The sequence below is a fragment of the Thermogemmatispora aurantia genome (assembly GCF_008974285.1).
Lineage (GTDB): Bacteria > Chloroflexota > Ktedonobacteria > Ktedonobacterales > Ktedonobacteraceae > Thermogemmatispora > Thermogemmatispora aurantia.
The window spans coordinates 327,990-350,647 of the sequence record NZ_BKZV01000005.1; the positions used below are offsets into that span (position 1 = coordinate 327,990).

Annotated in this window: 18 protein-coding genes; 10 read left to right on the top strand and 8 right to left on the bottom strand. The window is 59.7% G+C overall.

All coding sequences use genetic code 11. The features are described from left to right. Positions 1 to 206: 206 nt before the first annotated feature. From KTAU_RS16330 to KTAU_RS16340, 3 genes are all read left to right on the top strand, one after another. Positions 207 to 590, top strand: a complete 384-nt coding sequence (locus KTAU_RS16330) for a CBS domain-containing protein (protein ID WP_112430777.1) — start codon at positions 207 to 209, stop codon at positions 588 to 590. 641 nt (positions 591 to 1,231) lie between these two features. Beyond that, positions 1,232 to 1,798 carry a signal peptidase I gene (gene lepB / locus KTAU_RS16335; protein WP_151729370.1) on the top strand — a complete coding sequence of 189 codons (567 nt, stop codon included), beginning with the start codon at positions 1,232 to 1,234 and terminating at the stop codon, positions 1,796 to 1,798. 33 nt (positions 1,799 to 1,831) lie between these two features. Further along, positions 1,832 to 2,521 (top strand): YrzE family protein, encoded by a 690-nt coding sequence (locus tag KTAU_RS16340; protein WP_151729371.1) that lies wholly within the window; start codon positions 1,832 to 1,834, stop codon positions 2,519 to 2,521. A gap of 258 nt (positions 2,522 to 2,779) precedes the next feature. Here KTAU_RS16340 and KTAU_RS16345 read toward each other — a convergent pair whose 3' ends face one another. From KTAU_RS16345 to KTAU_RS22045, 7 genes are all read right to left on the bottom strand, one after another. Continuing rightward, entirely contained in the window at positions 2,780 to 3,724 is a 945-nt protein-coding gene (locus tag KTAU_RS16345; protein WP_151729372.1) for a ferredoxin family protein, read from the bottom strand. Positions 3,725 to 3,761: 37 nt separating this feature from the next. After that, entirely contained in the window at positions 3,762 to 4,580 is an 819-nt protein-coding gene (locus KTAU_RS16350) for an energy-coupling factor transporter transmembrane component T family protein (RefSeq protein WP_151729373.1), read from the bottom strand. Between the two features lie 84 nt (positions 4,581 to 4,664). Then, a complete protein-coding gene (locus tag KTAU_RS16355; protein WP_151729374.1) occupies positions 4,665 to 6,401 on the bottom strand; it encodes an ABC transporter ATP-binding protein in 1,737 nt (578 codons plus the stop codon). After that, positions 6,394 to 6,552 carry a hypothetical protein gene (locus KTAU_RS21675; protein WP_170293360.1) on the bottom strand — a complete coding sequence of 53 codons (159 nt, stop codon included), beginning with the start codon at positions 6,550 to 6,552 and terminating at the stop codon, positions 6,394 to 6,396. The genes KTAU_RS16355 and KTAU_RS21675 overlap by 8 nt, the downstream gene beginning before the upstream one ends. A 40-nt stretch (positions 6,553 to 6,592) precedes the next feature. Further along, positions 6,593 to 7,204 (bottom strand): ECF transporter S component, encoded by a 612-nt coding sequence (locus tag KTAU_RS16360; RefSeq protein ID WP_170293361.1) that lies wholly within the window; start codon positions 7,202 to 7,204, stop codon positions 6,593 to 6,595. A 453-nt stretch (positions 7,205 to 7,657) separates the two neighbouring features. After that, complete coding sequence (locus tag KTAU_RS16365) at positions 7,658 to 8,140, bottom strand: peptidylprolyl isomerase (protein ID WP_371875107.1); 483 nt, start codon at positions 8,138 to 8,140, stop codon at positions 7,658 to 7,660. A gap of 241 nt (positions 8,141 to 8,381) precedes the next feature. Then, the gene (locus KTAU_RS22045; RefSeq protein WP_228026499.1) at positions 8,382 to 9,242 is read right to left on the bottom strand and encodes a peptidylprolyl isomerase; all 861 of its coding nucleotides are present in this window, start codon (positions 9,240 to 9,242) and stop codon (positions 8,382 to 8,384) included. A gap of 857 nt (positions 9,243 to 10,099) precedes the next feature. Between KTAU_RS22045 and dnaB the strand changes: the two genes are divergently transcribed. From dnaB to KTAU_RS16400, 6 genes are all read left to right on the top strand, one after another. Beyond that, complete coding sequence (gene dnaB, locus KTAU_RS16375; RefSeq protein WP_151729376.1) at positions 10,100 to 11,908, top strand: replicative DNA helicase; 1,809 nt, start codon at positions 10,100 to 10,102, stop codon at positions 11,906 to 11,908. A gap of 17 nt (positions 11,909 to 11,925) precedes the next feature. Then, the gene (locus KTAU_RS16380; protein WP_151729377.1) at positions 11,926 to 12,699 is read left to right on the top strand and encodes a DnaD domain-containing protein; all 774 of its coding nucleotides are present in this window, start codon (positions 11,926 to 11,928) and stop codon (positions 12,697 to 12,699) included. A 3-nt stretch (positions 12,700 to 12,702) separates the two neighbouring features. After that, a complete protein-coding gene (locus KTAU_RS16385; protein WP_151729378.1) occupies positions 12,703 to 14,253 on the top strand; it encodes an ATP-binding protein in 1,551 nt (516 codons plus the stop codon). Between the two features lie 603 nt (positions 14,254 to 14,856). Continuing rightward, positions 14,857 to 16,500 (top strand): hypothetical protein, encoded by a 1,644-nt coding sequence (locus KTAU_RS16390; RefSeq protein WP_151729379.1) that lies wholly within the window; start codon positions 14,857 to 14,859, stop codon positions 16,498 to 16,500. A 360-nt stretch (positions 16,501 to 16,860) separates the two neighbouring features. Continuing rightward, the gene (locus tag KTAU_RS16395) at positions 16,861 to 17,259 is read left to right on the top strand and encodes a VOC family protein (protein ID WP_151729380.1); all 399 of its coding nucleotides are present in this window, start codon (positions 16,861 to 16,863) and stop codon (positions 17,257 to 17,259) included. 60 nt (positions 17,260 to 17,319) lie between these two features. Then, positions 17,320 to 18,507 (top strand): FIST signal transduction protein, encoded by a 1,188-nt coding sequence (locus tag KTAU_RS16400; protein ID WP_170293362.1) that lies wholly within the window; start codon positions 17,320 to 17,322, stop codon positions 18,505 to 18,507. 70 nt (positions 18,508 to 18,577) lie between these two features. On the opposite strand, the gene KTAU_RS16405 is transcribed toward KTAU_RS16400, so the two are convergent. Continuing rightward, positions 18,578 to 19,009, bottom strand: coding sequence for a WD40 repeat domain-containing protein (locus tag KTAU_RS16405; protein ID WP_151729382.1), 432 nt, complete (start codon positions 19,007 to 19,009; stop codon positions 18,578 to 18,580). 377 nt (positions 19,010 to 19,386) lie between these two features. On the opposite strand from KTAU_RS16405, the gene KTAU_RS16410 reads away from it, so the two are divergent. Then, entirely contained in the window at positions 19,387 to 22,590 is a 3,204-nt protein-coding gene (locus tag KTAU_RS16410; protein ID WP_228026514.1) for an efflux RND transporter permease subunit, read from the top strand. The last annotated feature ends 68 nt before the right edge of the window (positions 22,591 to 22,658 follow it).

Sequence of the window (22,658 nt, forward strand, 5' to 3'; positions counted from 1 at the left end):
TGCCGCCAGTGTGGTGGGCAAAAGGACCTTGCTGCTACTCGGCCTTTTGTTTGCATCGCGTCAGCATCTCGGCTTGTCATCACAGGGTAGTGAGGGGAGACGCTGATACGTTGTGGTATCGCCGCCCTCCTTCTGAGTTAGGCGAGGGGGCGTCTTCCCGTTCGTGTGCATCGTTTTGTCAGCAGAGCAGCAGAGGAGAGTGCTCAATGATCGCCAGAGACATCATGACTCGCACGGTCTACACCATTCGACCCGAGGCGAGCGCTCAGGAAGCAGCCCGGCTGCTGGATCAGAAGCGCATCAGTGGCGCACCAGTTGTCGATGGAGACGGCAGGCTGATTGGTATGGTCACAGAAGCCGATATCATCAGCAAGGTCAATCGCGAGGGCTTGCGCGTCGCCGACATCATGAGCCATGAGCTAATCGTTGTCTCCGAGGAAACTCCCCTGGAAGAGATTGCCGCTTTGCTCTCCGAACGCAAGATCAAGCGTGTCCCCGTCGTTGAAAATGGCCGTCTGGTTGGTATTGTGAGCCGCGCCGATATTGTCCATGCTGTAGCCGCCGGGCACCTCATTGTGCGCAGCTGGTAAGAGTCTGCAACCCGTGCTATCATAGGAAGGCTGAAGAGCGCAGGCTAACCAGGCAGGGAGGATAGTCGAGCCAGTGGAGGCGCCTCGCTGATCCCAGTTTAGCCCGCTTCTCAGTAAGAGCAGGGGAGGAGTCTGCCGTGTCTATCTGCTCTCTCCTTCGCGCAGCCGGCCAGCGAGATCTTGGCAGAGGCGCTGTCTGCGGCAGAGAGCGGGATAGAGGCTCTGTCAGGCCAGAGTGAGGCTTAGAGGTCAGGTCAGGCTCCTTGCCCTGCGCTGCAGTGTGTTTGAGTGATAGGCCCGGTCCTGGGTGTGTGGGGGCAGGCGTGAGGCGGGTACAACGGTGATGTGGCCTGTCGGCGGCCCTGGTGGGTTTCTGGCAGACGAGCAAGCTGGTACCATTGGGCTGCTTTCTCCTCTGGTCAAGGGGTAAGGTGAGGGCCGCTGCCGATCTTTCGCTATAATGTGCCCAGACAGAGTGATAAAGTACAGGAGCCAGCTTCTGCCGGGGAACCAAACCGGCCTGGCCTGGTGCCGGCTTAGCTGACCGAGGCGTCTGACCAGGCAAGCGCGCGACGAGCGAGCGCAAGAGCCGGCGCTGGTTTCTCCTGCATGCAGTGATCGGAACAGGCGAGGTAACGGTCTTGAAACGAGCACATCTTGCCCGAGATATTCTAGAGGTCATTGCCCTGGCGCTGATCCTCTTCCTGGCAACGCGCCTTGCCATCCAGAACTACCGCGTGGAAAATGTGAGCATGCAGCCTACGCTGGTTGATGGCGAAAATGTCATTGTCAACAAGCTGGCCTATCTCTTTCATCCGCCCGAGCGTGGGGATGTGATTGTCTTCCATTGGCCACTGGATACACGCCAGGACTTTATCAAGCGCATTATTGGCATTCCCGGTGATGTCATTCGGACGGATAGTACCCATGTCTGGGTCAATGGCGTCCTGCTCAATGAACCGTATATCAAGGCCCCCTACAATACCATCGCCAATATCTGGAGGTTGGGCAAAGATCAGTACTTTGTGATGGGCGATAACCGCCCCGACAGCGACGATTCGCGCAATTGGGGTGTAGTCCCACGCAATTATATCGTTGGCAAGGCCATTGCAGTCTACTGGCCCATGAACAGGTGGCAGGTGATCAATACCTATCCGGCAGTCTTTGCCCACATTCCCGATGTCAGCCCTCAAACAACCAGCAAATGAGGATCGATCAGTCAAAAAGGGAGTAGGCCGTCAATGAACGAGTCGGAGCAGCGCTATCCTTTACACCAACACGAGAGTGATGAGTGGGATCGGGATGAGGAAGGGGAGCGTCACAGTCGGCGTCGCCATCATATCGCACCTTTGCCAGATCAGAGTGAAGAAGATGATGAGGAGCGTGAGGAGCGCCGTCGCCTGCACCAGCGCGAGGAGCCGAGCGAGCCGGAGCTGCCCAGGGGCCGTCTGCTGCCAACTCTGATCGTGGGAGTGGTGGCCGGAATCCTCTGTGCCGCCGCGAATATCGCCCTTGTGCTGTTGAATGCCCCGCTCTTCGCCAATGCGGAGCGACTTGCCAGTCAGAATGCCTATCAGCTGGCGATCTCGATCACGACGCTCTGCGGCCTGGTCATTTTTATCAGCCTGGTGATCTGCGCCGTAGCGGGCTTTATCGTTGGCAAGCTAGCAGTCCAGCGAAGCCTGGGCTTTCTGGCGGGTCTGGTGGCTGGCGTGCTCTACTATCTAGGAGCGATCTTCTTGCCGCGCTATATTCCTGGTTTCCCCAGCAATGCCCCCGCCAGTGGCAATGTGACCCTTGGGGGCGTCATTGGCGGAATTGTGGTCACCATCGTCTTTATGCTCTTGCTCGGCCTACTGGAGGGACTGGCCGCTCTCTTTGGCGCCTGGTTGGCAACGCGCCGTCATCCTTACTACGTGGGCTATAGCTAAGATGCCTTGAAGCCTGACCTGGGAAGAGAAGAACAGTTTGAATGGCCAAAAAGAGGCTGTGAGGCTGGCCCTGTCAGGTCAGAGGGAAAGGGCCAGCCTCATTGCTTGGTTCCGCCAGGTGGGCGTGTACTCTCTTCGCGTTCTCTCCCCTCCCTCTCTCCCCTCGGCCACTGGGCCTGTCCCAGGCCGGTGGCGAGGGAAGGGAAGGAGGAGTTCCGAGAGAGCTGAGTGAGAGAGGGAGTGCAGTTGTCTGGCTGATTAGCTGACGACTGCCTGCGACGCCTGCGGCACATAGATCCGGTGCTCAAGCAGGCAGTACTCTTGCCGCTGCAGTTTGCCGCTCAGATTGCAGCGGCAGCCCTCGACGGCGGCGAGTGGATGGTTCTGCTCCACCAGGCGCAGGCTATGCAAGGTGCCATCAATGCGTGAACGGAAAAGCACCCGATGACAAGCTCCATCCTGACGCGCCTTTAAAAGGACAAACGCCTCTAGCTCCTGGTGGCCCGTGCGCTGCCGCAGGTAATGCTCGGCGGCCTGGGCAGGTTGAGGATAGACTACGCGCCCTCGGCATTTCTCCAGGTAGAGCTTTCCCTGGCGGTCGGCCTCCAGAATGGCCGCCACCTCGGGCACCTTGACGCGGCTATAGTAGATGCCGTGCGGCAGACAGACCAGATTGGCGGCAAACTGGTCGCCCCCGATGTGGCTGCATTGCCAGACCTGTTCCCTGGCCAGACGGGCCGCTTCCCGATAGATGGGCATGCCGAATTTGGCGCAGCATTGATCGTGTTTGCCGTGGGTGCAGACCAGATAGAGCGGCTCGGCGCTCAGGTAGCTGTCGTAGGCGGGCGCTCCCTGCTCTAGCTCGGCCAGCGGAAGCTGTGGCAGCTCCTGGTAGCTGGTGAGCTGAAAAGCGTAGAGCGCCTGGCGCTCGGGCCGGGTAATCGCCACGAAGCAGCGCAGCGGACCGCTGCTGCGTGGTCCGCGTCTGATAAAGACCGCCATACTCAGCCTGGTGTCATAGCTGAGGGCAAGCTCGGCCAGCCAGCGCCGGGCCGGCTCTGGCAGATCATTAAAGAGCACTGCTGATCGTTCCCAGGCTCCTGTATATTCCACCAGCACCCAGATCCTTGCCAGTGGCGCCAGACCGTGAAAGGGTACCTGGCGCTCCTCTGAGAGCTGGGCACAGAAGATATGTTCTACCACACCTGATACTCCTCACTGTCCTGATGTTGCTCGTGGCTTATAGCTCCTTCGTAAAGGAGAGCGGCCCCATCCAGCCATTCAGCAAGAACAGGGCGATGACCAGCAGACAGAGCAGCCAGAAGCAGAGAATGAACAGGTAGTCGGCGCGACTGAAGCGAAAACGCCGGAAGTAGGAGCGCTGTTTCAGTGCGCCAAAGGCCCGGCTCTCCATCGCTAGCGCGGTCCGCTCTGCCCGCCGGATGGCGCTGGTTAATAGCGGAATCAAATAGCGGCGCAGGCGCTCGATATGGACCCTGACCCCGCCGTGTGTCTCGATTCCGCGGATGCGATGCGCCGCCTGAATCAGGCGAAATTCTTCCTGGAGGAGGGGCATAAAGTGAAAGGCGGCCAGGATACCGTAGCCAAGCCGGTAGGGAAAGCGCCACTGCTGAACCATTGCCCGGATAAAGTCGCTGATCTCGGTGGTGAGCATGAAGATCAGCGAGAGCAAGAACATGGCATAGACACGCAGGACGGCAGCCATCCCGGCCAGCACGGCCCCCTGGTAAAGCGCCAGCGGACCTAGCCGCAGCACCACTGGCGTGTGATCAAACAGCTCGGCGCGTACCATAAAGGGATAAAGGATCAGAAAGACCAGCAAACTGATAGTGAGAGGGGCCTGAAGGCGCCAGAAAGTCCCTGGAGAGATACGTGCCGGTCCCACGATCACTGCGCTGGCCAGCGCAGTGAAGGCCAGCGGCAGCCAGGGATCGGTGGTGAGCGCCACGAAAAGCAGCACAGGCACCACAGCTACAACCTTACTCAGCGGGTTCAAGCGGTGCAGCAGCGACTCGCCCTCTTGATAGATCACTTGCATGGTCTACCCCCTTCCACGCGGGCTGCTCCATCGGTAGGGGCCAACGGCTCCGCCGGTCCTCGAGCGCTGTCCTGGAGACAGCGCTCACATAGCTCCTCCAGGGTGAGCAGATCTGACCAGCCAAGCCGGCGCGCTAGCTGAGCCAGCGGGGGCAGCATCAGACGCGCCTCGGCCAGCAGCTCCTCGTGAGCGAAGAGGACTGCTGGCGTCCCGTAGAAGAGCAGCCTGCCATGATTCATGACGGCCACATACTGGGCGTAAGTGGCTACCAGGGACATATCGTGCGTAATCATCATGAAGCTGCCAGAGCAACTCCAGCAGGGCGGTCGCGCTGTACTCGTCCTGACCGAAAGTTGGCTCATCAAGAATCAAGATCTCCTGCCCCATTGCCAGCATGGTGGCCACGCTCAGACGCCGCTTCTCGCCGTGGCTCAGCGTAAAAGGGCTGGCCCGTGCCAGAGAGAGCAGGTTGAAGCGTTCCAGCAGCGCGCGTGTACGCTCCTGAACCTCCGTCGCTGGCAGGCCCATAACGCGCAGCCCATAGGCCACCTCATCCTCGACCGCCTCGGTAATAAACTGGTGTTCGGGATTCTGGAAGACATAGCCAACATGGCGCGTCAGCTCGCGGGCGGAAATCGTTGTAATATCACGGCCCAGCAAGCGGACGCGGCCCCGAGGTGGCTGCAGAACCCCGATCAGGTGCTGCGCCAGGGTGGTCTTGCCAGCGCCATTGGCCCCGACCAGCGCCAGCAAGGCCCCACGCGGAATCGCCAGCGAGATGTCCTGCAGCACCTGTCGTCCGGCGGCACGGTAGGAAAGGGAACAGACCTCGATTGCCGCCTCCCCCTGGTCAGGCTCAGACCTGGTCGGAGGCGAGGCTGAGAATCTCTGGTGGCCATCGTTGTGAACGGCGGTGCTGGTTGTGGGAGCCGATGGCTCCTGCTGGCCAGCGCTGAGCGCTCGCCTTCCCTTCAAGGCCTCGACGGCCTCGCTCAAGGTGAGCGGGAACGGCTCAAGTGAGCAGCCATGATGCTGGAGAGCATGGGCAAGCCTGGCTACCTGGGGCACCCAGACCCCCAGCTCCTGGAGCGTTGACAGGTGGGTGCGCAAGACCTCGCGCGGCTCCCCATTGATGATCACCTCGCCTCGTTTGCCCAGCACGACCATACGCTCCACCAGATCCATTAGCTCGTCGAGGCGATGCTCAATCAATACAATCGTATAGCGACCTGTCTCCTTGCAGCGGCGCAGCAGATTAAAAACCTCTCGTGTGCCCTGGGGATCAAGATTCGCCGTCGGCTCATCGAAAACCAGGATTTCCGGCTCAAGCGCCAGCAGAGCCGCCAGCGCTACCCGCTGCTTCTCCCCACCTGAGAGCTGCTCAACGCGGCGATAGCGCAGCTCTGTCAATCCTACCAGTCGCAGACTCTCGCTGATACGCCGCTCCATCTCGTCGGGCGAGAAGCAAAGATTTTCCAGGCCGAAAGCGATCTCATCCTCCACCGTAAACATCACAAACTGGGCCTCTGGGTCCTGGAAAAGAATGCCCACCCGCTGCGCCAGAGTAGCAACCGTCGTCTGCCGCGTATCGAGGCCGGTCACACGCACGTGACCGCTCTGCAGCTTGCCGATACTGTGAGGAATCAGTCCGTTGAACGTGAGCGCCAGTGTGCTCTTGCCACTACCCGAGGGACCCAGCAGCAGCGCCGTCTCCCCGGCGCGCAGTTGGAGCTGAAGGTGCTCCAGAGCCGGCACACGCCGTCCAGGATACTTGACCGTCAGATCTTCGATCTCAATGAGAGCCGTCCTTGTCTCACTCATTATTACCGTTCTCCTCTCTCAGCGTCTCTCCTACCTCTCTGGCGGCTTTTTCGACCAGCCACAACTGGGGTGGAGACAGGGGCTGGTCGACATTGACCAACCCCTGCGAGAGGCTGAGGTAGCGCTGATTGGGCGCAACAGAGAGAGCCAAAGGCTACCTACAATCTTTCCACCTGGGCCGGAGCGGAGCATCAGATTTCATCTTGTCCCCGGCGGATCGTGTCGGCCAGCACGCCGGTGCGAGCTGAGGCATCACCCAGATACTTGGCCAGAATGCCACTCAGCGTGCTACTCACGAGTGTAATGGCGATCACCCCCATCAGCACAGGGAGCGCGAGCTGGAAGGACGATGGATAGAAGATTGCATAGATAATCAGCATCACAAGCCCGCCGAGAAAGCCTGTCAGGGCCATCGAGGGCAGGCTGAAATGGCGGTAGCGCGTCCCAAGTGCTACGCTCATCTCGCCTGAACAGGCGTAGAGAATCCCTGTAATCATGATCGATGGCCCATAGGGCGAGATGGGCAGCGTCACAAAGCAGTAAAGCAGAGCGATCAAAAAGGCCGCTCCCGGCCTGCGCAGGGCATAGGCGATGAAGAAGCCCGGCAGAATGTAGAGCCCAATCCAAGCCCAGGCCACGATTGGGCCAAGCACCACCGATAGCATGTATGGATAAAGCAAGGCGCCCAGCAAGATGCCGAAGACAACGCTGATCGCCGCCAAAATCAAAATATCGCGTGTGTTCCAGGCCAGCAGCGCCAGCCAACTTCGTTCTGGCTGCCTCACTTCAGTCTGTCTGCTCATCCGGTCATACTCCTCTAACGGCGAAAGCGAGGAGAGCGTCCCGCCCGCCCTCATGTCCCTTTGATATTAGGTCTGCCTAATATCCTAGTACGTTGCTAAGATATTAGGGCATGCTAACATTGGCTGTCAAGAGGCAGAAGGCCAGATAGAGCTGGAATCTGAGAGATCGGTAAAACTACTGATCAAGAGAGGAACGTGATCTGGCGGAGGTGGTGGAGAACGGGCAGCAAGTAGTGAAGGGGGAAGGGAGTCAGCCGTCTCACGGTCGCAGCAAGAGTGAGGGCTGACCCAGCCGCACAGCGTAGCCTGGGCAACCCGTAGAGAGGGGTGTCCCATACCAGGGTGATCACAGGCCACAGGCTCGCGGATCGGAGTTCGGCCAGCCCTGTCTGTCTGGGGACGAAGACGGATGGATGGCGAAGCAGAGGCGAGCGCGTGTCTAGGCGAGAGAGACTAAGCCTCTTCGATCGTCACGCGCTGCATCATGTCCCCCACCTGGATACGACGAACCACGTCGAGGCCGGCGATTGTCTCTCCGAAAATCGTGTAGTTTGGAGGGAGGCGTGGCTGGTCCTCCAGACAGATAAAGAACTGGCTTCCATTCGTATTGGGGCCAGCGTTCGCCATAGCCAGAGTACCGGCCTTATAGGGGCGACGTACCGGCTCATCCGGGAACATATAGCCTGGGCCGCCGGTGCCATTGCCGAGGGGGTCACCCCCCTGAATGACGAACCCGGGCACGACGCGATGAAAAGTCAACCCATCGTAGAAGCCATCGCGGGCCAGAGACACGAAGTTATTCACTGTCAAAGGGGCCTCGGAAGCAAAGAGCTGGAGGCGGATATCGCCCTTGGTCGTGCTGATCGTCGCATAGTAGGTCTTATGCGGATCGATCTGCATAGCGGGCGGAGCACTATAGCGTCGTTTTGCTGGCATTGTTGGCAGATCCTCACTTTCACTTGCTCAAGGAGCCGCTGCCGGCTACCGGGCAGCTACTCATAGCATGCCACCAGGCTCCCAACTCGCTCCCTCAGCCGCAGCAGTCCTGGCCCGTGCCGGGCAAAGAAAGCGCCTGGCGAGTGGTGCAAGAGCGAAGCGGGCTGGCCAGAGGCTGGCAGATCGCCTCAAAGACGGCCAGCCCTCTCATCTCAGCCCGCCTGCCTTTGGAGAGCCTGCTTTAGGGAGCAGTCACCACTATCAGATGGGTGATGACATCAGGCGTGATATTCTTCTGAGAAGGTTGATCGCCCGGACCCTGGATCTTCTTCACGACATCCATGCCCTGGACCACATGGCCAAAGAGATTATACGATTTCGTCAGCTCCTTCGCCGGTTGGTCGGAGACGCAGATAAAGAACTGGCTGCCGTTATTGGCGGTGCCGCTGGCGGGCTTGGCCATGGCCACCGCTCCGGCGGTATAGTTGCCTTTCACCGGCTCTGCGGGCAGCGTATAGCCTGGTCCCCCGCTGCCATCGCCCTTGGGGTCGCCGGTCTGGATGATGTAATTCGGCACCACGCGGTGGAACTTCAGCCCATCGTAGAAGTGGTGCTGGGCCAAAAAGACGAAGTTATTGACTGTCTCGGGGGCCAGCTTCGGATCAAGCTCCACCACGATCAGGCCGCGATTGGTATTGATACCGGCGCAATAAATCTTGTTGGTATTGATCGACATTGCCGGCGGAGCTTTATACGTATGCTGGATCTTGTTAAACGCCGCCCCGGTCGGCGCCGGTGAGCTATCGGTCAGCTGCTTGACCACCTTCAGGCAGGGCGAGACGGCGGCGGTCTTCGGCTGTGGCTTCGGTGGGGCGAAGGGACCAACCTTGTAATAGTACATAGCGCCGATGGCGGCAGCGATGATCAGGATCGTCAGGGTGATAGCCCAGGGGTAGCGAGCCAGGCCCCGCTTGGGAGGCGTATAGCCAGGGCCGCGCTTCTCCTTCTTCTTGGGGGCAGGCGCTTCTGGCAGCCTGGTCGCGTGCGCGCGGGCGATCTTTTCCGCTCTTCTCGTGGCTGCGCGCTTGCTCGTCTTTGGCATGGGGTCTGAATACTGCTCCTTTTTCAGATCTTGCTGCTTGTTTGCTTGCTGAGAATCACAGAGGCCCAAGTCAACAGCGCAGCTGCTTCCTTGCTGTGGGGCTGTTCTGTTGACGGCGGCAGCGCTGGACGCGGCTGGCTGGCTGACTGACTGACAGGGTAGCACTTCCCTGTCCTGTACCGGTTTGAGCAGGCAGGGCTGTCTGACGGACAAGCAACCAGCCAGGATAAAGAGCGCTGATTTCTGGGTGCTATGATACCCTGCAGGCCCTTGTGGGTCAAGCCCTTTCCAGCCTCCCCCAGGGAGGGTAGCGCGGGGCGAGCTTTCCCCTGGGGAATAGGAAGATTCGCCCACCTGGCCATGTGGATAAGTCTGTGGATAAGTTTGTGGATAGCGGTGGATAACTGTGGATAACTCCCCTTGGACGGTGGATAACTGTGGGATAACTGCTTATTAACTCAGCTATATATGGAGATCGCAAGCGTGAGATATCCCCGAGGATATCCACATATCCACAGAGCCACTGTCTGCCTGCTGTTTGCTTTCGGGCACAAGATTCGCTACACTGTTTAGACACACGGGATTCCCCTCCCGCTAATCTTGACCCTGGGTGGGGGCAGACGTCGGTTCAGGGCGCGTCAGTTGCTTGGCTGGTCCTTCTGCTGCAGTGCAGATCAGGGGGAGGCGTCTGTGATCCGGCTGGCCAGCCGCCGCGCCGAGCATGTATCGAGCCTACCGCGTGATAAGTCGAAATTGTATGATATAATCTTTTTAGTCTGTTAATTCGCTTTTGCTGTTGTTCATAAACCGCCTGGTGACAGGCTGCTGAGATTCAGTAAGAACGCTGGAGACAGGACGTGGAGAAGCTCTTACCGCAGAACATCGAGGCCGAGTGTGGCGTCCTGGGCAGCATCCTGATTGATCCAGAGGCGATCATCCAGGTCGCTGACTTTTTGCGCCCGGAGGACTTTTATCGCGACGCCCATCGCGCCATCTATGAGGTGATGCTCCAGCTCTACGAGCGGCATGAGCCGGCGGACTTTATTACGCTCTGTGATGAGCTGGAGCGTCAGGGGAAGCTGGAGGAGGTTGGCGGCGCCAGTTACATCACGTCTCTGGTCAATCAGGTGCCCACCAGCGGCAATATCGAATACTATGGGCGCATTGTAGAGCGCACGGCGGTCCTGCGTCGTCTGATCCATGCCGCTGGGCAGATCGCCGCCATTGCCTACGAAGAGGGCGATGCCGATGTGGCGCTCGATAAGGCCGAACGCCTGATCTTTGAAATCGGACGGCGGCGCCTGCGCTCGGACTTCTCGCTCCTGAGCGAAATCCTTTCCGAGTATTTGAACAAGTTGGATCAGCTTCATGAGCGACGTGGGGCGATCGTTGGTGTCCCTACCGGCTTCTCCGACCTCGACCGCCTCACCGGCGGACTACAGCGCTCGGACCTGATCATTCTGGCAGCGCGCCCCTCGCTCGGTAAGACCTCGCTGGCCCTGAGCATGGCCCATAACGCCGCTGTGCGCTTCCAGCAGACAGTCGCCATCTTCAGTCTGGAGATGAGCAAAGAGCAGCTAGTGCAGCGTTTGCTCTCAATGGAGGCTGGGGTTGATCAGCAGCGCCTGCGCACCGGTTGGATCGATGATGAGGAGTGGGAGCGCATTATGCTGGCGACGCAGCGTCTGGCAGAGGCGCCGATCTGGATCGATGATACAGCCAGCATTTCCACGGCAGAGATGCGCAGTAAGGCACGGCGCCTGCAGGCGGAGCAGGGCGTCGACCTGATTATTGTCGACTATCTGCAGTTGATGCAGACGACCAGCGGCAGCGCCCGACGCAACGAGAACCGTGTCCAGGAGATTTCGGAGATCAGCCGCACGCTGAAAGCGCTGGCACGCGAGCTGAATGTGCCGGTGTTGGCGCTCGCCCAGCTCTCGCGAGCCGTGGAAACGCGTCAGTCGAAGGTGCCCCAGCTCTCGGATCTGCGCGAGAGTGGCTGTCTGGCGGGGGAGACCGCGGTCTATCTGGCCGACGAGGGGGTCTGCTGTCCGATCGAGCGACTGATGGGGCGGCAGGGCTTCCGCGTACTGGCGCTGAATCCGGTGACCCAGCGTCTGGAGGCCACGCCAGTAACGCGCGCTTTTGCAACGGGGCGCCGGCCTGTCTATCGCCTCATGACCGCGGGGGGCCAGCAGGTGCGTGCGACGGCCAATCATCGCTTTCTGACCCGTAGCGGCTGGCTGCGTCTGGATAGGCTGGGCGCCGGGCAGGCGGTGGCTCTCCCGCGCGCCCTGCCCTCGGCAGTCTGGTCTGGCCCTGGTCATGCTCTGCAAACGGCGGAGGCCGGTGAGGGTGATGTCATCTGGGACCGCGTGGAGGCCATTGTGCCCGCCGGTGAGGCTGAGGTCTATGATCTGACAGTGGCTGGCCTGCACAATTTTGTGGCCGCTGACCTCGTCGTCCACAACAGCATTGAGCAAGATGCCGATGTGGTGATGTTTATTTATCGAGATGATGTCTATAACCCGGACTCGGAGCGTAAAAATATCGCGGACATTATCGTCGCCAAGCATCGCAATGGTCCTGTCGGCGAGGTAAGCCTCTACTTCCAGGCGAGTCATACCCGCTTCTGTGATCTAGAGCTTTCTCCGCCTCCTGAGTAATCTCTGGATGGATGGCTATGACGTCCTTTGCTGGCTTCCCTTCGGGCAAGAATCCCTATGTCCCTGTGCCGGAGGTCTTCTTCAGGTCGCTCCTGCCAGAGATAGAGGATGTGGCGGAATTGAAAGTGACGCTGCACCTCTTCTGGCTCCTGGCCCAGAAGCGCGGTGAGCCGCGCTGTGTGAGCGAACCGGAGCTGTTGGGCGATCGCGTGTTGCTCAAGAGCCTGAAGCGGCGCGGTGATCCGCGCCCTCCTGAAGAACGAGTACGCCAGGGCCTGGAAAAGGCGGTAGCACGCGGCACGATTCTCCGCGTCTACCTCAAGGTGCTCGGTGATGATGGCTCTGAAGATGAGGTCATTGGCTGGTATTTCTTCAATACGGCCCGCAGCCGGCGCGTCGTGGCTGAGCTGCAGGGCAGTGAGCTGATCCCGGTCCGCCTGCTCGATGTCGGGCAACAGCGTCCCGCACCAGAGCACGGACTGCGCCAGAGCCAGAGCCAGAGCCAGGAGAGCGTCTCTTCGCCCGCTCCCGCTGCCGCGGCGCTGGCGCGCGTTGGGCGCAGCCAAACTCAGCATTTACACATTGAGATTGAGCGTCCGAATATATTTGTCTTGTACGAACAAAATATAGGGCTTCTTTCTCCGCTGATCGCCGATGAGCTGCGCGATGCCGCTGAACGCTATCCTCCTGAGTGGATCGAGGCAGCTTTTCGCGAGGCAGTAGAACATAATAAACGTAACTGGCGTTATATTCGCGCGATCTTGAGGCGCTGGGAAACGGAAGGCAGATAACCTATGGAACGCTTGAATGAGATTATGCTCAAACAACGGCGGCAGCAACTGCTTCAGCAGCGCGCTCGCCAGGCTGGAACGCTGCCACGAGCGCGCGGGGAGCAGACGACGCGCCTGCCTCTGCCCGAGCAAACCGCTCGTCTGGATCAGGCTTTCTCACGTCCTGGGCACTCGCCCCGCGGGCGCGTCGAAGTGACGGAGGTGCCTGGGGCCGATGTCTTGGCCGATACGCTGACACTGGAGGGCGGTGAGCCGCTCTCACGCCCGAGCCGACGGCCTGGTCGGCAGACCGATCACCTCTATGGCGCGCAGCGGGAAGTCCCGGCGTCGTCTCTGCCGCGGCGCGCGCGCGACTACTACTATCGGGCCGATGATTATCTACCAGTCTTGCGAGGAGATACCCTCTCCGACGACGAGTGGGAGGAGGACGATGACGACGATGAGGGCGGGATGCGTTACGGCGATTGGGAAGACGAACAGGAGTTGCTGGAGGCCACTTCCCGCCCGGCTCTATCCCGCTCGACTGTGGCCAGCAGACTGCCCTCGCCGAGGCGCTCGCCTATGCCCAGTGAGAGCGTTGCACTACATCGTCGGACAGAGGGGTCGCTCTCGTCCCCAGGACTAGCGCGTGATCGACTGGCTCTTCCGCCCACTGGCGTGCCTGGCCCTGCGCGCCAGCAACGGGTTACTCAGCCCCTGCGCCCCAATGCTCTCGCCAACCCCGCCTTCGCGCAGCTGCAGGAGGGCCTGCGGCAGCGTCAGGCTCGCCAAACGCCAGGACACGAGCGGCAAGCCGGAGGAGGGGGACCGCTGGGAGCGATCGGCTCCAGCGAGTCGACCTTGCCGGCCCCCTTTGGCTCCCAGCGCCCTGTCTGCCCAAAGTGCAAGGGGGCAGGCTACCTGCGCCTGGATGTGCCCTTTGGCCATCCGCATTTCGGCAAACCCATTCCCTGCGAGTGCAAAGAGGCCGATCTCAAGGAGCGCCGGCGCCAACAGCTCCGCAGTATGTCGAACCTCGAAGCCTTCCGCGATAAGAGCTTCAAGAACTTTAACTATACGGTGCCTGGTGTGCGGCAGGCTTACCAGGCAGCGCTGGAGTATGCGCGTGAGCCTGATGGCTGGCTGCTGCTGGTGGGACCTAACGGCTGCGGCAAAACTCACTTGGCGGCGGCAATTGCCAATCTCTGCCTCGAAAATGGCTCGCTTGTGCTCTTCGCTACCGTGCCCGATCTGCTCGACCATCTGCGCGCCGCCTTCGCTCCCGAGGCACCCGAGGTCTATGATCAACTCTTCGCACGCATGCGCGAGGCGGAGCTGCTCGTACTCGACGATCTGGGAGCACAGCAAAGCTCTCCCTGGGCTAATGAGAAGCTCTTCCAGTTGCTAAACTATCGTTATAATTTGCGCTATCCAACGGTAATCACGGCCAATCCACGCGGCCTACAGGCCATCGATGAGCGCATTCGCTCGCGCCTCTCCGATGCCTCTCTTGTGACTATGGTGACCTTTGAGGGAGCGCTGGATTATCGTCCACGCAATCCTCGCCGGAATTGAGCCGATGCTGACCTGATCACCTGAGCGTGCTGCAGCCTGTTCCTCCAGACAAGAAGGACACGGCTGTGGTGCGCTCCTGGCCTCTCGAAACGCCTGACAGCTTGTTGCTCCCTCTCCTCTGTGTCTGACCCCCCTTATCATGAGGGTTTCGCTAAGCTAGCTGTGCCCGTGAGGCCGCGACCCACGCTGGGGCACCCTGACCCTCCTCATTCCGCTTCTCTGGCACTCTCTCACCCGTTGCCGGGCTTGACCGAAGAAGCTGACCTTCTTCCCTACACAGACTTCACACCGCTGAAAAAATATGGTACACAATGAGATGGATTTGTGGCCTCCTTGTCCCACTCGCCTGGGGAAGCAGTCGCCTTATAAGGGTGCATAAGGGAGTCTAAGGGTGTCAGAAGATATGAGGAGCAAGCCAATGAAGGATGATATATAGTCTTTCTTTACATCAAGAAGGTAAAAATGTATTAACAAAGGAAGGAGGTAGAGTGTGATGAGATAATCAGATCTCCGGGGTGCAAGCTTTCCTCTGCACGCTGGAGTGCGGAGCGTGCATCAACGCGGATGGTCACCTGTGAGCAAGGATTTTGCGGGAGGCTCCCCATGAAACTGTTCAGCCATCGACTCTGTCTGCTTGCTGGTACCCTCGGTTTGGTCTTACTGCTGGCAACCGGCTTCAGCCTGGGGGGTGCCAGTCGAGCGCAGGCTGCCGTGCTCTTACAGACGCACTGGCACATCGACTGTTCCCGTCCAGGCACAGCCTGCACCGAGGTACAAGACCCTGAAGAGGTCTTTGGGGAAGGCTACTATGTGGGACATGACGAGCCTTCAGTCTTGTTCTACTCCGCTTTGCCCGGATCGGGCAACCACATGACCTATTTGCTCCGTCTACCAACCGACCCACCGGGTTTGAGCGCTGGAGGGAACAAAGCCTTCAACTTCCAGTTACATATCACCTTCTGGTTTGGCATGGCCCTCTGCGACACCCAGTCCTATCCCCTCCAGGTGAGCACGTGTACACCGGACAGCGATCGCAACATCGTTGATCCGGCGGTCAGCCCCAATCATCCCGGCACGGCCTACATGGAGCTGCAATTTTACCCGCCTGGCTTTGTATCCTGGCCGCAGGGCAATAGCTGCGACGCGCGCCAGTGGTGTGCGGCCCTGACCATAGACAGCCTGTCGGAGGACCCTGTACATGGCACAGTGCTCAACCCAACCTGTGCGGCGCAGACTGGGCTGGAGTACGTCAACTTCGCCTTTATTACACGCGATGGGCGGGCGCAAGCGCCGGCCAACCCGGTGCAGTCGACACTGGCCACGTTCACCCCTGATCCGCGGCGCGATCTCTTTATGAACTCCGGCGACTTCGTCCTGGTCAAGCTGGGCGATACGCCACATGGGCTGCGGGTCGATCTCTTTGATCTGACAACGGGCCAGCATGGAGCAATGACGGCCAGTGCCGCTAACGGCTTTGGACAGGTCAAGTTCGCGCCTGCCCCTTCGACTGAATGCACCAACATTCCCTACGATTTCCACCCGATGTACAGCACCTCCTCCGAGGCGACGCGCGTCATCTGGGCGGCTCACTCCTATAATATTGCCTTTGCTGACGAGATCGGCCATTTCGACTATTGTACTGGCCCCATTGACGCCAGCGGTATCTGTCGCGGCAGCGAGGGCACAGGCAGCGATCTTGAGCCGGCTGATAGCGATGATACTGCCTGCTTTGCGGCAACAGCCTCGCTGCGCATCCAGGTCTCGGGCTGCTACGGTACCAATGTGGGCTTCGACGGCACCTCTTACAAGCCGGTCTGGCCAGACGGCAATACGCGACTCCATCCGACGCCGATTCTCTTCAGCAGCCCTCGCACGGGCCCGGGTGATCAGCAGAACTACAGTCGAGTGGCCTTCGAATCAGACACGCCGCGGATTGAGGCGGCGGACTTCAATGGACAGTGCAATCGGGATACTGGCGCTGGTTGTGCCATTGTGCCCAATACGGATGATGGGGTGCCAGCGGACTTCTATCCTTTCTTCAGCATTGCCCACCACGGGCCAAGCTGCCTCTGGCTGATTGGAAACGATGTGCCGGGGCTGACGACCAACGATTTCGGGAAGACGAGTGAGTTTGGCTCTCTGTTGAAGCTGACTTACCTGGCTTTCGGCGGCGGTGGAGCAACCTTGCAGCGCTATAACGATTTTCGTCAGGTGCTGCCGAGCAATCCCTGCACATTCCTCGCCTAGAACGAGAACCAGGAGCGGAGCAGTGGAGCACTGCGACTCGCCCTCTGGCCTGATGAGAGGGTGAGTGAGGTCTGCCTGGCAGCGAGGGCAGGAACCGCCAGCGATCCGATCCGCAGTGCGGGCCGCCGCGGGTTCCTGCCTTGGCTGCCGGCCTGGGCAGGGCTTGCTTCTCTGCTCGTCTGTGCCTTTCTTGCTGTTGCCAGAGCCTTCTTGCGTGTGCGATACTATCATAATGAGGAGCAGAAAGTAGAGCGCTACCCCTTCTGTGGCTCTCTGCGCCGTGGTGATAACTCTTCCGTACTCTATGCGCTTGGTAGAGGAGAAGCAAGAAGGGGAGCAGCCGATACACAGGTGTTCCAGATGAAACACATCGTCGGGATTTCGGAGATTGTGCTTTGGACGGCGGACAAGGAAAAGGCTCTCCACTTCTATCGCGACCTCCTGGGCTTAGAGGTGATCTCTCCTCCGAGCCTGCCGAACGTCTTTTTAAAAGTTGGCGAGGGGAAAGCCGGTATCCCCCAGATGATTGTCCTGGTGCCCAAGACTGAGGAAGTCAAAGCCAAACCTGCGGGCTACCAGCTTCATCATCTGGCATTGGAGCTGCCCGAGGAAGCCTTTGATGCGCAGTACGCAGCTCTAGTGCAGGCCGGCTACCAGCCACGCGGCGGCAAGCATCCCGTGCTGGCCAGCCGTACCATGTATGTGGATGATCCTGATGGCAATGAAGTGGAGTTCATCTGCCGGGCCAGTGCCAGTTGAGGGCCTGTCATGGAGAACGAGCGGGTAAGCGCAGAAGAGATAGAGCGTCGAAAAACAGGTATGAATGCGGCTGAAGAGCAGCCCCTGGTACGGGTGGCACTGGTCGAAGATGCACGCTGGGAGCGGGCCCTGGCCCGCGCCCTGGCGCGCGTCAAAGGTCCCACCGATCTGGCCATTCTCTTCGCCAGTGGCCTCTACGCAGAATCGCTGCCTGAACTCGTGCATCGTGCTTATGAGGAAAGTGGGGTGCGGCTGCTCATCGGCTGCTCCGGCCAGGGAGTGATCGGCCAGGGCGAAGAGCTGGAGGAGACAGCAGCTCTGGCTTTGATGACGCTGCAATTGCCGGGGGCAAGGCTGCGGGTGGTGCGCTTTACGCAGGCCCTGGTCGAAGAGTGCGAGCGTGCCGAGGAGTGGCATACGCGCCTGGGGCTGTCGCCTGAAGAGGTCAACGCCTGGCTGATCCTGGCTGATCCTTTCCGTCTGGATAGCGAGGCCCTGCTAGAAGGGCTGGCACGGGCCTACCCCCATTGCCCGATCGTGGGTGGCCTAGCCTCGGCTCACCCCTTGCTGCAGCGGACTTTTGTCTTTCGCAATGGCAATGTCTTTGGCGAGGGGGGCGTCGGCCTGGCCCTCGGCGGCCCTTACACTATCCTGCCGCTTGTCTCTCAGGGATGTGAGCCGATCGGCGAACCCTGGACCATCACCAGCGTACGTGGCAATCTCGTCGAAACGATTTCTAATCGTCCCGCCTATGAGCTTCTGCTAGAGACCTTACAGGAACTACCGCCCTTTATGCAGCGCCGTGCTCGCCATAACTTGCTAGTGGGTCTGGCGGCCAATGAGTACCGTGAGAGCTTTGGACGTGGTAGTTTCCTGGTGCGACCCCTGATTGGAGTCGATCGGCTCAGTGGGGGGCTGGCTATTGGGGCGATGCCGCGTGTGGGCCAGACGATTCAGTTTCAGATGCGCGATGCTAGCACTGCCGATATGGATCTGCGCGATGCGTTAGAGCGGGCACGTGAGGAGCTGCATGACCGCGAACCGGTGGCCGCCATCCTCTGCACCTGTAATGGACGTGGCATGAATCTTTTCGATACCCCCAATCACGATGCTGAGGCGGTTGAACACTATCTTGGTCCCCTCCCGCTCGTTGGCCTCTTCTGCAGCGGCGAAATTGGACCTGTTGATGGCCGTCCCTTCCTTCACGGCTTTACTGCCTGCATGGCGCTGCTCGTGCGTCTGGCATAAGTTGGCCGGATCTGGCCAGTCTGGTGCTCCTGGCCTGCGGCGGAGTGCCCCGTTGCTAAAATAGGGTTGATCACGCGTTAGTGGAGTAACTGCTGGCCAGAACGGTACCGCTGTGTCCGTGATAAGTCAGCAGCCCTTGCCCGCTGGCCGCCTCCCAGAGCTGAACGGTGCCGTCCTTGCCAACCGAGGCCAGGAGCTGGCTGTCAGGAGACCAGGCCAGGAAGCGGCGCCAGGCCAGGAGCCGCGGGCCTCTGATGTTTGCCTTCGTCGCAGGCGGCAGTGGAGTAGTAAAGCCCGGAGGAGGCAGGGTCGAAGGAGAAGAAACCAATGATCCAGGAAGAGAAGTAGAGAGAGGAGAGCTGAGCCGCCAGCTGGAAGTCATTGGATCAGGCTGTCCACCAGACCGAGACCGCTCGTCCTCTGCAGCGGTGGCCATCTGGCCACAGCGAAAACAGCGACGCGCCTCCGGTAGCAGGGCTGTGCCACAGAAAGTGCAGGGCATGAAGATTGCCTCCTTCGCCCTTGCACTCCCAGGGATTGCGAAGTGTCGATAACTGCTGGCGTCGGTCAACGGCTATCCCCCAGCGCCTGCCCTGCCGATCTCTCGCCGCCAGCTTTTCTGCCTCCATCCTCTGCCTCGCTACTACTAATACTAAAAGCCGTTTGCTTCATTCATTGTAAGAGAGAAGAGTGAGAGAAAAGCCCTGGGCTAGCCTTTTCTTTCTGGTCACCCTCTCGGACAGTTTTTTCGCCCCTGATTGTAACCAATAGCCGGGGCCATTCGTAAAAACATTTCGAAACTGCACCGTTCTAGATCTATCTAGAACCAGACCAGAAAGGGTACGAGAGAACAGTATGCATCGCCTTGCGAAACTGAGCATGGCTAACAGGAGCATAGTGGCCTTAGCCACTATTGCCGTGCTCCTGTTAGGAGGATATATCATCCCGTTGTTGAAACAAGAGCTTCTTCCTCCACTCGTCTATCCAGCTATTTCGGTTATCACCGCCTATCCAGGCGCTGCCCCGGCGCAGGTAGAGCAAGACGTCACTGATCCGCTAGAGAGCAACTTCCAGGGCAACTCTAATGTGCAGCGGATCACCTCGCAATCCAGCCAGGGGCTATCTGTCATCACCATCTACTACAACTTCGGGACCGACCTTGACCGGGCCCAGCAGACCATCAGCGAAGAGATCAACAAGGCCCAGTCCAGTCTGCCATCCAACGTCACCCCGCAGGTCCAGCAGTATGACTTTGCTGATGTGCCCATCATCATCCTGGCCGTCAGTTCGGATCAGAACCAGCAGGACCTTGCTGTGCGCCTCAAACAGATTGTAGTGCCAGCGTTGCAGGGGATCAATGGTGTGGCGAATGTCAGCATCACTGGTGTACGCCAGCAGATTGTCAGCATCACGCTCGACCCCAAGAAGCTGCAGCAGCACAATCTCACCGTCAATCAGGTTGAGCAGGTGCTGCAGGCCAACAACATCACGCTGCCGGCGGGCCAGCAAACCACCAACGATCAAACGCTCGCAGTGCGAGTGGGGAACACCCTTGGCTCGCTAGATGACCTCAAGAACCTGGTTGTAGGTGAGCAGGCGGTCCTGCCACAGGGTCAGTTCCCGAGCAGCTCTGCAGCGGCCAGCGCCAGCAGTGTCGCTGCTCTGCAGCAACAACAGATCAATGCCAGCAGCAGTGCCAGCGCTGCCGCCGCGGCGGGTGTCACCCTGAAGCCGATCAAGCTTGGCGATGTGGCCACGGTCAAAGAAGATCTCGCGCCCTCGACTACCCTCACGCGTACGAATGGCCAGCCCAGCCTGGGCATCTCGATCACCAAGACCAACGACGGCAACGCGGTCTCCATCTCGCAAGAAGTCAACAACCAGATCCCTGACCTGGAGCGCAAGCTAGGCTATAATGCTCGTATTACCGTCGTTAGCGACCAGGCCCCCTACATTCAGGAGTCGGTCCGCGACCTGGCGCGCGAAGGGCTGCTCGGTGCGCTCTTTGCCATCGTCGTCATTCTCATCTTCCTGCTCTCCGTGCGCTCCACCCTGGTCACGGCGATCTCGATCCCGCTCTCGATTGTGATCGCTCTGATCGGCCTCTGGGTGGGAAACTACTCGCTCAACCTGCTGACTCTCTCGGGCTTGACCATTGCTGTCGGGCGAGTTGTCGACGACTCCATTGTTGTTCTTGAAAATATCTATCGCCATCTGCGAGGAGGAGAAGACAAGCGCACGGCTGTTCTCGCCGGAGTCAAAGAGGTTGCGACTGCTGTCACGGCCTCGACCCTGACCACCGTCTGTGTTTTTCTGCCGCTGGCCTTTATCGGTGACATCGTTGGCGAGTATGCCCACCCACTGGCCTTCTCGGTCACTGTGGCTCTCCTGGCCTCGCTGCTGGTGGCCCTGACCATTATCCCGGTGCTGGCCTACTGGTTCCTCAAGAGTCCCGCGGAGAAGGCTAAGAGCGAGCGTGCACTCCCCCAGGAAAAGCCGAGCTTCCTGGAGCGGGGCTATGTCCCGCTGGTGCGCTGGGTCACCCATCACCGGGCCATTACACTCGTGGTGGCCCTGCTGCTCTTCCTTGGCAGCTGCGCGCTCTTCCCGCTGCTACCGGTCAACGTCTTCGGTAACCAGGGAGCGACCTCCTTCCGCTTTAGCCAGAAGCTGGAGCCGACAGCCAGCCTGGCCCGCCTCGATGCGGCGGCGCGGCCTGTTGAAAACATGCTCAGCACCATCCCTGATATCCAGGCCTATCAGGTGACCATCGGCGGGGGTGACAACCCCCTGCTCAACCTCGGTCCTGGGGCCTCCAATGGCAGTAGTGCCACCTATACCGTCACCGTCAAATCGAGCGCTGATCTCAATCAGGTGCAGCAGACCGTCCGTGACCGTCTCAAGACACTGCAGGGGGTTGGCACCTTTACCTTCCTGCAGACCAGCAACAGTAACATCGTCGATATCACCGTCCAGGCTCCTGACGAGACCACGCTGCGCCAGGCGGCCCAGCAGGTCTACGATGCAGTCGCCAATACGCCCAACACCACCGATGTCAGCAGCGACCTCTCCTCGGCGGTCCCCCTGATTGACGTTCATGTCGATCCCACGAAGGCTCTGGCTCACGGTCTCACCGCGGTCCAGGTGGGGCAGCTGTTGCAGATGGTCTATAATGGCACCACGGTCACCCATGTGACGCTCAACGGGGTACAACAGGATGTCGACCTCAAGCTGGGGACAGCGCCAACTAGCCTGCAGCAGCTACGTGATCTCCAGCTGCCGACCGGCTCGGGCAGCATTCGTCTCGGGGATATTGCCACCGTCAGCCAGGTCAATGGGCCGACCCAGATCTCGCATCTGAACGGCACGCGCACGGCCACCATTACCCTGACCGCCACCATCGATAATGTGGGAGCCGTGACTCACGATGTCGAGCAGCGCATCAACAGCCTCCATTTGCCGAATGGGGCCAGTGCCAGCCTGGGCACCAATACCTCGCTGCAAAATCAGGCTCTGCAGCAGTTCTACTTTGTCCTGCTGGTAGCCATTCCTCTGGTCTACATCGTCATGGTGGCTACCTTCCGCAGCCTGGTGCAGCCGCTGATCCTGCTGATCTCCATTCCCTTTGCGGGCGTTGGCTCGCTGATCCTAGCAGCCATTACGCGCACGCCGATCGGTATCTCCTCCCTCTTTGGCTTCCTCATGCTGATCGGTATCGTGGTCACTAACGCCATCGTCTTGATCGACTTGGTGAACCAATATCGGGCACGAGGGCTGGATGCGCGCGCAGCAGTCGTGGAGGGTGGACGGCGACGCCTGCGTCCCATCTTGATGACAGCGCTGGCCACGATCATGGCCTTAATCCCGATGGCTCTGGGCATTGGAGGCGGCGACAGCCTGCTCATCTCAGGCGACCTTGCCATCGTCGTCATTGGCGGCCTGACTTCCTCAACTATGCTTACCCTGCTCCTTGTTCCTACCCTCTATGTACTGGTTGAGGATATCAAGGAGCACTTCACCAGGCGGCCAGCGCCGCCCACCACTGGAGGCGGCGAACGCACCGAGGCCATAGCCGCCCACTAGTCACCAGGCACAGCACTGCCTGGGGTAGAGTAGAGAGACCTTAAAGCGAGGAGACCAGCCTGACGCTG